Source organism: Bacillus sp. 05T31 (assembly GCF_056396725.1).
Genome location: NZ_JBFTMA010000141.1, coordinates 1 through 8142, shown reverse-complemented (window position 1 = coordinate 8142; position 8142 = coordinate 1). Strand labels below are relative to the sequence as shown.

General features: G+C 35.5%; 11 protein-coding genes and 1 pseudogene. 2 read left to right on the top strand and 10 right to left on the bottom strand.

Features of this window, described 5'->3' with window-relative positions; genetic code table 11:
* Positions 1-170: 170 nt before the first annotated feature.
* Complete coding sequence (locus AC1DJR_RS11410; protein WP_429688046.1) at positions 171-1484, bottom strand: DRTGG domain-containing protein; 1314 nt, start codon at positions 1482-1484, stop codon at positions 171-173.
* 244 nt (positions 1485-1728) lie between these two features.
* On the opposite strand from AC1DJR_RS11410, the gene AC1DJR_RS11405 reads away from it, so the two are divergent.
* Positions 1729-1890 carry a hypothetical protein gene (locus AC1DJR_RS11405; protein WP_429688045.1) on the top strand — a complete coding sequence of 54 codons (162 nt, stop codon included), beginning with the start codon at positions 1729-1731 and terminating at the stop codon, positions 1888-1890.
* A gap of 40 nt (positions 1891-1930) precedes the next feature.
* Here AC1DJR_RS11405 and AC1DJR_RS11400 read toward each other — a convergent pair whose 3' ends face one another.
* Positions 1931-2614 carry a metal-dependent hydrolase gene (locus tag AC1DJR_RS11400; protein WP_429688108.1) on the bottom strand — a complete coding sequence of 228 codons (684 nt, stop codon included), beginning with the start codon at positions 2612-2614 and terminating at the stop codon, positions 1931-1933.
* Positions 2615-2763: 149 nt separating this feature from the next.
* On the opposite strand from AC1DJR_RS11400, the gene pepQ reads away from it, so the two are divergent.
* A complete protein-coding gene (pepQ, locus tag AC1DJR_RS11395; protein WP_477002643.1) occupies positions 2764-3861 on the top strand; it encodes a Xaa-Pro dipeptidase in 1098 nt (365 codons plus the stop codon).
* Positions 3862-3906: 45 nt separating this feature from the next.
* On the opposite strand, the gene AC1DJR_RS11390 is transcribed toward pepQ, so the two are convergent.
* The 8 genes and pseudogenes from AC1DJR_RS11390 to AC1DJR_RS11355 all read right to left on the bottom strand — a co-directional run.
* Positions 3907-4113: a hypothetical protein gene (locus tag AC1DJR_RS11390; protein ID WP_002088956.1), complete on the bottom strand. Its 207-nt coding sequence runs from the start codon at positions 4111-4113 to the stop codon at positions 3907-3909.
* A 63-nt stretch (positions 4114-4176) separates the two neighbouring features.
* Entirely contained in the window at positions 4177-5190 is a 1014-nt protein-coding gene (locus AC1DJR_RS11385) for an anti sigma factor C-terminal domain-containing protein (protein WP_477002642.1), read from the bottom strand.
* The gene (locus tag AC1DJR_RS11380; RefSeq protein WP_002067489.1) at positions 5171-5680 is read right to left on the bottom strand and encodes an RNA polymerase sigma factor; all 510 of its coding nucleotides are present in this window, start codon (positions 5678-5680) and stop codon (positions 5171-5173) included. Before AC1DJR_RS11380 ends, AC1DJR_RS11385 begins: the two co-directional genes overlap by 20 nt.
* A 124-nt stretch (positions 5681-5804) precedes the next feature.
* On the bottom strand, positions 5805-6149 hold the full coding sequence (locus tag AC1DJR_RS11375; RefSeq protein WP_002067488.1) for a DUF6176 family protein: 345 nt from the start codon (positions 6147-6149) through the stop codon (positions 5805-5807).
* Between the two features lie 3 nt (positions 6150-6152).
* Positions 6153-6947 carry a GNAT family N-acetyltransferase gene (locus AC1DJR_RS11370; RefSeq protein ID WP_477002641.1) on the bottom strand — a complete coding sequence of 265 codons (795 nt, stop codon included), beginning with the start codon at positions 6945-6947 and terminating at the stop codon, positions 6153-6155.
* Positions 6944-7276, bottom strand: coding sequence for a cupin domain-containing protein (locus AC1DJR_RS11365; protein WP_477002640.1), 333 nt, complete (start codon positions 7274-7276; stop codon positions 6944-6946). The genes AC1DJR_RS11370 and AC1DJR_RS11365 overlap by 4 nt, the downstream gene beginning before the upstream one ends.
* Positions 7277-7320: 44 nt before the next feature.
* The gene (locus AC1DJR_RS11360) at positions 7321-7746 is read right to left on the bottom strand and encodes a hypothetical protein (protein WP_477002639.1); all 426 of its coding nucleotides are present in this window, start codon (positions 7744-7746) and stop codon (positions 7321-7323) included.
* A gap of 141 nt (positions 7747-7887) precedes the next feature.
* Positions 7888-8142 (bottom strand): annotated as a pseudogene (locus AC1DJR_RS11355) (alanine dehydrogenase); the annotation flags it as partial.

Genomic DNA, 8142 nt, shown 5'->3' with positions numbered 1-8142 from the left:
GTCCATCCCCCACTGATTATTAGCCTTCACCAATCGGGCTTTTACGGGCAGTTATCTCCCACCTAACTTCCTCGCATTCGCCGAATTTTGAGGTGGGAGTCTTACTGCCCGGTAAATAGCGGGATAAAACAAAAAAGATGGAACAAACCAAAGCGATTTGTTCCATCTTTTTATTTATCGATCAATTGCACCATAAGTAACGCTTTCCCGACAACATTACCTTCATGATGCACTTCTACATCAATCTTACCAAATTTACGCCCAATTTCTAATACTTTCGGATGAACTGATACAACATTATCAATTTGAACTGGCTTAACGAAATAAATGGTTAAGTTTTCAACAATTAAATCGCTCTTCTTCTGCGCACGAATGACACGGTTTGTTGCTTCTGTCACAATTGTTGTGAATACACCGTAAGATAACGTCCCTATTGAATTCGTCATTTGTGGTGTCACTGAAAATTGATACAAATGCTCATTTTTTGCTTCTTTCGGCGTCATAAATTGATTCGTTACAATGTCATCAATTGTTTCGCCAACCTGCGGTTGACGTTGAATCATTTGCAATGCCTGAAGTACATCTTGACGACTAATGATACCTTGCAATTTATTTCCATCTTCCACAACAGGAAGTAATTCAATGCCTTCCCACACCATCATACGCGCTGCAGCTGCGACAGACATCTTTCCATTTACCGTAATAGGGTGTTTCGTCATCACTTTATCAATTGGTGTATCTTTCGCAACACCAATCATATCTTTCGAAGTTACAATACCTAACACCTTTTTATTTTCATCCACAATTGGATAACGTCCATGCATCGTCTCTTCATTGTACTCATGCCATTTCTGCACAGTATCACTTGGCTTTAAATATAACGTTTCTTCAATCGGTGTTAAAATATCTTCAACGAGTACAATTTCTTTCTTAATAAGTTGATCATAAATTGCACGGTTAATTAACGTTGCGACCGTAAATGTATCATAGCTACTCGAAATAATTGGAAGCTTTAATTCGTCTGCTAACTTTTTCACATGCTCTTCTGTATCAAATCCACCTGTAATTAATACAGCAGCCCCTGTTTCTAATGCTAATTGATGTGCATTCGTACGGTTMCCGATGATAAGYAARTTCCCYGCTTCTGTATAGCGCATCATCGCTTCTAATTTCATAGCCCCGATTACGAATTTATTTAATGTTTTATGTAGTCCTTCTCTGCCYCCAAGYACTTGRCCATCGACAATGTTAACGACTTCTGCATATGTCAGTTTTTCGATATTCTCTTTCTTCTTTTGTTCAATTCGAATTGTTCCGACACGTTCAATTGTACTAACATATCCTTTATTTTCTGCGTCTTTAATTGCACGGTAAGCTGTCCCTTCACTTACACTCAAATCTTTCGCAATTTGCCTCACAGAAATTTTATGCCCTACCGGTAGGCTATTAATATGTTCTAAAATTTGATTATGCTTGGTAGCCAAATGGTTTCACCATACTTTCTTTTCCCTAAATTCTTCATGTGTTGTATTTTCAGTATACTATATTTTCAAAACTGTTACACTCTCTCTTTATATACCTGTACCATTTTTTTTATAACAAAATGACCCTTACATTCCATTAGTCACTCTATTACAACAATGTAATGCTGTTGTCATCTCGTTCGATAGTTTGTCCACTCGATTCCATATACAATTAAGACAAGAAATGAAACAAAGGAGCGAATACATGATGAAAAAAATTTTAGAGGTTGTAGGTGCTGTATTTATAGCTTTCGTAGATGGAAAAAAAGTTGCAATGGAGTTGAATGAAACACCCGAACAGCCACTTCCAAAAAGAAAAGCATCACCAAAACAAGCGCAAACTTTAAAAGCTGTACTACACACGTAAAAAACCCTTCACTTGTCATTTCAAATGAAGGGTTTCTTTTTTATAGTGTAATACTTTCTCCAGCTTCTAATACTTTCCCTGTACAATTTTGTAGCTTTTCTACAAATTGATATGGATCTTGTTCAATAACTGGGAACGTATTGTAATGCATCGGTACAACTGTTTTCGCACCTATCCATTTTGCTGCTAACACAGCATCTTCTGGCCCCATTGTGAAATTATCACCAATTGGTAAAAATGCTACATCAATATTATTCAGTTCTCCAATTAACTTCATATCAGAGAACAGTGCAGTATCTCCCGCATGATATATAGTTTTCTCTTCTGCTGTAAACAAAATACCAGCTGGCATACCTGTATATGTAATCGTCTTATTTTCTTCATCAATATAACTAGAACCGTGGAATGCTTGRGTAAATTTCACTTTTCCGAAGTCAAATTCATGCGAACCTCCAATATGCATTGGATGTGTATTTACACCTTGCCAACCTAAAAATGTAGCTAATTCAAACGGTGCCACAACGACCGCATTATTTTTCTTTGCTAACGCTACTGTATCCCCAACATGATCACCGTGTCCGTGCGATAAAATAATCGCATCAACTTTTACATCTTCAGCCTTTAAATCTGTTTTCGGATTTCCCGTTAAAAATGGGTCAATTAAAATAACTTTTCCATTCGTTTCAATCTTTACAACTGAATGCCCGTGATACGATACTTTCATCATTACATTCCTCCCCTATTCACATTCTCACTTTTTATTCTACATGATTTCTCAATTACCTGTCTTTTCTAACATCGATTTACTTGTCATAACGCTTTCCTCCGATGTAAAGTTATATTTGTAATTAAATATCTCGGGGGTGCCAATCGATGAATGCTAGATTAGAAAATTTAATGCAATGGCTAAAAGAAAAAAACGTAGAAGCTGCGTTCTTAACTTCTACACCGAACGTCTTCTACATGACAAACTTCCACTGTGAACCACATGAAAGACTACTTGGTATGTTTGTATTCCAAGAAAAAGAGCCTATTTTAATTTGTCCTAAAATGGAAGAAGGCCAAGCACGTAACGCTGGCTGGGCACATGAGATTATCGGATTTACTGATACGGACAGACCATGGGATATGATTGCAAAAGCAATTAAAGATCGTGGTATTGATGCAAATGCAGTTGCAATTGAAAAAGAACATTTAAATGTAGAACGTTACGAAGAATTAACAAAATTGTTCCCAAATGCAGCTTTCAAATCAGCTGAAGAGAAAGTTCGCGAGCTTCGCTTAATTAAAGACGAAAAAGAACTTTCTATTTTACGTGAAGCAGCTAAAATGGCAGATTATGCTGTTGAAGTTGGTGTAAATGCAATTAAAGAAAATCGTAGCGAGCTAGAAGTATTAGCAATTATTGAGCATGAATTAAAAACAGAAGGCATCCATAAAATGTCATTCGATACGATGGTATTAGCAGGTGCAAACTCTGCTCTTCCACACGGCATTCCAGGTGCAAACAAAATGAAACGCGGCGATTTCGTACTATTTGATTTAGGTGTAATCATTGAAGGTTATTGCTCTGACATTACGCGTACAGTAGCATTTGGTGATATTTCTGAAGARCAAACTCGCATTTACAACACTGTACTTGCTGGACAACTACAAGCAGTTGAAGCGTGTAAACCAGGCGTTACATTTGGTGCAATCGACAACGCTGCTCGCTCTGTCATCGCAGATGCAGGTTACGGAGACTTCTTCCCACACCGCCTTGGTCACGGACTTGGAATTAGCGTACACGAATATCCAGATGTAAAAGAAGGCAACGAGTCTCTATTAAGAGAAGGTATGGTCTTCACAATCGAACCGGGTATTTACGTACCAAACGTAGGCGGCGTTCGTATTGAAGATGATATTTACATCACAAAAGATGGATCAGAGATCTTAACGAAGTTCCCGAAAGAATTACAATTTGTGAAATAATAAAAAAGGTAGCGTGATCGCTACCTTTTTATTAAAGAAGGCCCTTTAAAAAGTGCCTTCTTCTATCTCACTAATATTTATTTGAAATTTCACGATCCAAACTGAGAAAAGGTGGACAAGAAGCGCAAACGCCATACATGCTCCGCTTAAAAAAGTTAGTATAGGATGCGAATACACGTGCCCTAATCCATAGGATATCGCCACAAAAAACATTGTTATGTAAATATAAATTGCTCCATGTATTTGCCTCATATAARCCTCCTTTTCCCATATTATAACATAAATTTTCTGATTATTYACATTAATTAACTGTAATTAATATTTCTCCACTGTTACACCTCTAACAGCCGCTTTAATATATGGTACTCCTTGTAAACCTTGTAAATCCTCTGTTTTCCCTGTTACAACTACACCGTATATTGGTATGTCTTTTGGTTTCGTGTTTTTTATTTCTTTATAATATTGTTCAAAATAATCACTTGGTATACCTTCACTATTTTTTGCTAAATACTTCATTTGGTATAGAAATTCTTTTGAGTTTATTGTTATATCGTTTTTCATATCTTCTTTCMCTTTTGAATAACTTCCTTCAAATCCAAAAACATTTTTTGCCATTTCCGCATTTAATATCGCACCATCTTTAGGATCTTTTAACCCTACATAAAAATCGCTTTTCTTTTCATTATATGTATCTACCCAAAACCAAACTGGCTGTACACTTTTGGGAAGCATCTCAGTAATTTGTTCAGCTGTATACGATTTATCAAAAGATAAGGCTACTTCTGCAACTTTATTTTGCAAATTCTCAATATTTTCCAGATCATCCACATAATTTTTATAAGTAACGAAAGGTAAATAAAACCTCATTTCTCTTTGCATTGTTTGTACATTATAATCTGGTATGGTAACAGCCCCTCCCCCCCTTTTCTCCTCATCTAAACTAACAAGTTCACCATTGTAGTGCTTCATACTATAACCCCAGATACCTGATTCATATATATCATTTATCCATTTTACTGGTTGACCGGCTATATTTTTATAAGAATTGTATATTACTGTACTTCCTGTCATACCGAGACTTAAATACATGCTTCCGCTGAAACGGATATTAGGGCCTTGAACCTTATGTAGTGCATTCATTTCTCTTTCCATTTTTCTAAACGTTTGCTGAGAAAAATACGCTGCTCCCAAAAACAAACTTACTATAACAATAATGGACGCACAAATAGAAATAAGCCAGTTTCGCCAAAGCTGCTTCCTCTTCGCTCTCTTCATCAAAGTCTTCATCTGCTTATMATCCATATTCAAATCAAAGTCCTTCCGACTCATCATTTCTCCTCCTATACAATTTTTTAAATTGATTTCTTGCACGGTACAAACTTGTTTTCACTGTTTCTTCTTTCATACTTAATAAAATGGCAATTTCCTTATAAGATAGTTCATATTCATATTTCAACAGTAAAATATGACGATAATCCTCCGTCATCGTCTCCAGTATTTCTTGTACTTCTCCTTGCAGTTCACTTGTTAAAAGCACTTCATCTAATGACTTTTGACCAATAAGAACGACCGATTCAATCGCAATTGGATTTAGTCTTTTTTCTTTTCGGTGTAAATCTCGGTGCTGATTGATCGCAACTCTAAATAGCCACGGTGTTAAATGCTCTAACGGTATTTCCTCCATAAGCAATAAAGCCTTATACAACGTATCTTGCACAATATCTTCCGCTTCTTTTCTATCTGCTCCAATCTTAATTAAGTATCCAAACACAGCTTTTGATTTCTCTATTAATAATGTTTCAAACGTATCATGGCTCATTCTGCTCTCCTTTCTATATACTCAACGTTTGAGAGCGTAAAATGTATACAGCTTTTCTTTAAAATTTTTTTCAAAATAAAAAGCACATCTATTTTGATGTGCTTCTCTCCAACATACTATTCTATTATTTCATTACTTCCTTCACAACATCTTGAATCATAACAACTTCTGTTTCCATATCAACAGACGGTGTTTCTTCATCAATACATTCATACCAAAACGCTAAGTGCTTTTTATCAATTTCATGATGAGAATTTTCGACAAGAGCCCCGCCTTCTCCTTGCACAGAATACCAATATAAGTACTCTTCTCCATCTCTTATTTCCCGGAAAATTGTCTCTACATACATCTTTTCGTCGTTTAATGTCAAAAGCACTTCTTTCATATTATCATTAAGAAGCTGCATCCATTCATCTACGCGATGACTTTTACCTGGCTTGACTTTGAATCTTGTTAATTCTACGTTCATCTTTTATTCCCCCATTTTCTTGCGGACAAACAAAACATATTCTACTGGATTATGGAAGCTTAATTTACTAGCTAATTTTTGCGAGGGAATATTATCTACATTACAATCCCAGCATGGTGTAATATGATTTTGTATACACTGTTCAATGAAACGTGTTGCGACAGCTTGAGCTAACCCTTTCCCTTGATGTGCTTCATGTGTTGCAATATCAATTTCAGCAAAACCATTCCCTCTAAATATTGAGACGCATTCGGCTACAATCATCCCATCTTGTTCTATACAAAAACCAAAGCCGTTATTTAAAAACACTTCTTTTGATCCCCAATATTCTTTGTAATAATCCTCTGTAAATTCATCACTTCGTTCTATATCACTTTTATCAATACGTTTAATTTCATATGTATTTTTGTTTAATTCTATTCTTCTATCTTCAAAAACTTCTCTTTGAAATTGAAATGTCATTCGTGGGATGTTCCGAAATGCATTACTAAAACGCTCTTCTAACATCATTTCCCACTCGTCACTCGAAGTGAACAATGTAAATCTCTTCTCTGTTTTTTCAATAGCCATTTTTAAATACGCAAATAAATATTCGTTATAATTTTGATCATCCGTATCACCAAATAAATAATAGATACCATTAGCTGTACGAATTAGTCCTGCTGTTAATTTCTCGTTTGCAAAAACTTCACCATCTATCATTTGATCACATACCGCATGAGCAAAGGTTGTTGTCCTTGTATGACCTTCTAAAATCGGAAGRATTTTYCTATACTSGGCTACAGATAATKTTTTCATAATTGCTCCACTTTAATCGTATCMGCCTCTATATTTTCAAAACAAAGATTTACCGTTCTCTYSAATGCTCTCGTTCTATGGATCGTGCATGCTGGAATTAAGATAGAATCATTTGGCTTTAAAACCGCCGTCTCTCCATCTTCAAAATCGATAAGTAGTTCTCCCTCTAGCACAATAAATAATTCATCCGAATTAGAATGATAGTGCCAATCATATTCACCAGTAAATACGGCGATTCGTAAGCAATGATTATTTACATTTGAAACGACGAAGTTTTTATGTTGTTCTTGAATGTCCTTTGTTAATTCTAATAAATTCACAGTTTCCATCTTTCGTCCCACCCTTTCATTAGTCGTTCTTCTGAAAAACTAACTTAGTCTCCACCACCTCCGCAATCTCCTCCACTATCACTTGAGCTGCTACAATCGTTGCTACTGTAGTCACCGAATCCACTTGATGAGCTTGCATAATAAGACGAATTTCTTTTCTTTTTTTGTACTTTTTCTCCACCATTCTTATTAGTTGATAGTAATGTTCCAAACACTAAAACATGTACTAAAATAGCTATCATAAAAAAAATAATAAGTACAAATACATGTAAAGATAAATTTGAAACTGGTAACTTAATTAAGTTAATAAAAATAATACCCATGACAATAAAATACATAACATTCGCCGCATCTATTAAACCACTTTCAAATTTGGACCTAGGTCTCTTTTTCGTAACTACTAACTCATGTTTACTCCTTATTACTCCTCTTTGTTTTTTGTGCTTCCTCCGCTTACTTTTTCTTCCCAATCTAATCCCTCCCTCCCAAAAAATACATAATTCTAAATTATCACAATTACCACTTATTACTAGTAATACACGACAATTTTTTACAATTTATTTTATAAAAAAAGACCCTCCTCATAAAGGAAGGTCTCAAATGTATCTCTATTATGATAAAGCAGGAGCTTTTTCAAGAAGCTCTTTTGCATCTGCATATTGTAAGCTGTGCGCTTCTGCAACTGCTTCGAATGTTACGTAGCCATCTAATGTGTTAATACCTTTTAATAATGCAGTGTTGCCTAGGCAAGCTTCTTTGTAGCCTTTGTTAGCAATTTGTACTGCATATGGTACTGTTACGTTTGTTAATGCAAGAGTTGATGTACGTGGAACCGCACCTGGCATATTTGCACCTGGCATATTTGC

Bases quoted from the DNA above. Each gene is read 5' to 3' on its own strand.
- AC1DJR_RS11390 (WP_002088956.1), bottom strand. From the start codon at position 4,113: ATGAGGCAAATACATGGAGCAATTTATATTTACATAACAATGTTTTTT.
- AC1DJR_RS11375 (WP_002067488.1), bottom strand. From the start codon at position 6,149: ATGAACGTAGAATTAACAAGATTCAAAGTCAAGCCAGGTAAAAGTCAT.
- AC1DJR_RS11405 (WP_429688045.1), top strand. From the start codon at position 1,729: ATGATGAAAAAAATTTTAGAGGTTGTAGGTGCTGTATTTATAGCTTTC.
- AC1DJR_RS11380 (WP_002067489.1), bottom strand. From the start codon at position 5,680: ATGAGCCATGATACGTTTGAAACATTATTAATAGAGAAATCAAAAGCT.